The following is a 1726-nucleotide window of genomic DNA, read 5'->3' on the forward strand; positions in this document are numbered from 1 at the left end:
CGCGCGCGCTGTCCCCGTCCGACGCTCGTCCCGCGTCGGGGATCGTCCTCCGCCGGCACCGGTCGCCGGTAGCGCCGGCACCCGCCGCCGCAGGCCGGCGGCCGCCGACGGAGGATCGGACGCCGTGCCCCCGCTGTCCGACCGTCACCCGCTGTCCGAGCGTCACCCGCTGTCCGAGCGTCACCCGCTGTCCGAGCGTCACGGAGCCGCCCGCCGGCCCTGGCGCACCGGCCGGTGTCTTTTCACCGCCGGCCCGTCCTCCCACCGCAGACACGGCGGGGGCGGACGGGCCGGTCGGCGTCGGTGCGGGGAGGCGTCGGTGCGGGGAGGCGGTTCAGCAGTCGCGCAGCAGGCGGTCGAGGACGCGGGCGCCGAACGTGAGGGCGTCGACGGGGACCCGTTCGTCGACGCCGTGGAACAGCAGGGTGAAGTCCAGCTCGGGCGGCAGCCGCAGCGGGGCGAAGCCGAAGTGGCGGATGCCGAGGCGGGCGAAGGACTTCGCGTCGGTGCTCGCGGGAAGCAGGTAGGGCAGCAACCGCGCGCCCGGGTCCTCGGCGTCGATCGCCCGGGCCATCGCGTCCACCAGCACCCCGTCGAAACGGGTGCGCACGGCGGGCAGCGACCTCCATGCGGCGTCGACGCCGGGCCCGATCACCTCGGCGAGTTCGCGGGCGAACGCCTCCTCACGCCCTGGCAGGGGCCGGCAGTCGACCGTCGCCGTCGCGACCGAGGGCACGACGTTCGCCCGGTAGCCCGCGTCGAACTGGGTCACATTGGCGGTGTCCCGCAGTGACGCGCCGACCAGGCGGGACACATCCCCCAGCCGGTCGACCGCCCCCTGCGGGTCGCGCTCGTCGAAGGGCACGCCGGTCAGCTCCGCGACGCCGGCGAGCAGCTCGCGGACCGGGTCGGTCAGGACCACCGGGAAGCGGTGCGCGGCCAGTCGGGCGACGGCGGCGGCGAGGGTCGCGATCGGATTGTCGCGGTGCACCATCGCGCCGTGCCCGGCGGTGCCGCGCGCGGTCAGCCGTAGCAGCATCGAACCCTTCTCCGCGACCTCCACCAGGTAGGCGCGGACCTCACCGGCGGGCTGCGACGTGTCGGCGTGCCGGCGCGGCAGGGTGACCGAGAAGCCGCCGACCTCGCCGATCGCCTCGGTCACCCCCTCGAAGAGCTCCGGGCGATGGTCCACCAGCCAGCGGGCGCCGAGTCGGCCACCGGCCTCCTCGTCGGCGAGGAACGCGAAGACCAGGTCCCGCGGCGGGACGACGCCGTCGCGGCGCAACCGGCGGGCGACGGCCAGGGTCATCGCGACCATGCCCTTCATGTCGACGGCACCGCGCCCCCAGACGTAGCCGCCGGAGACCTCCCCGGAGAACGGGTGCACCGACCAGTCGCTGGCCTGCGCCGGGACCACGTCGAGATGGCCGTGCACCAGCAGCGCGCCGCGGGACGGGTCCGCGCCCGCCAGCCGGGCGACGACGTTTCCCCGGCCGCGGGCACCGGATTCGACGTACGTCGGCTCGTAGCCGGCCTCGGCGAGTTTCGCGGCGACGTACTCCGCTGCGGGCTGTTCGGTGCCGCGCAGGTCCCGATCGCCGAGGTTGGTGGTGTCGATCGCGATGAGTTCGCTGGCCAACGCCACCACCTCGGCGGCCGCACCGCCGTCCGGGCCGGGCGGGGAGCCGGTCAACCGACCGGACCGCCGAGGGCCGCCGCCCGGGTG

2 protein-coding genes are annotated in these 1726 nt (G+C 75.9%); both read right to left on the reverse strand.

Annotated features, from left to right (window positions below):
* Nucleotides 1–184: hypothetical protein (locus tag MXD58_RS27010; protein ID WP_250610679.1), on the reverse strand; the 184-nt coding region annotated here is incomplete at its 3' end.
* A 150-nt stretch (nucleotides 185–334) separates the two neighbouring features.
* A complete protein-coding gene (locus tag MXD58_RS27015) occupies nucleotides 335–1648 on the reverse strand; it encodes a M20/M25/M40 family metallo-hydrolase (RefSeq protein ID WP_250610681.1) in 1314 nt (437 codons plus the stop codon).
* Nucleotides 1649–1726: the final 78 nt, after the last annotated feature.

It is taken from the genome of Frankia sp. AgKG'84/4 (assembly GCF_023242965.2).
In the GTDB taxonomy this organism is placed as follows: Bacteria; Actinomycetota; Actinomycetes; order Frankiales; family Frankiaceae; genus Frankia.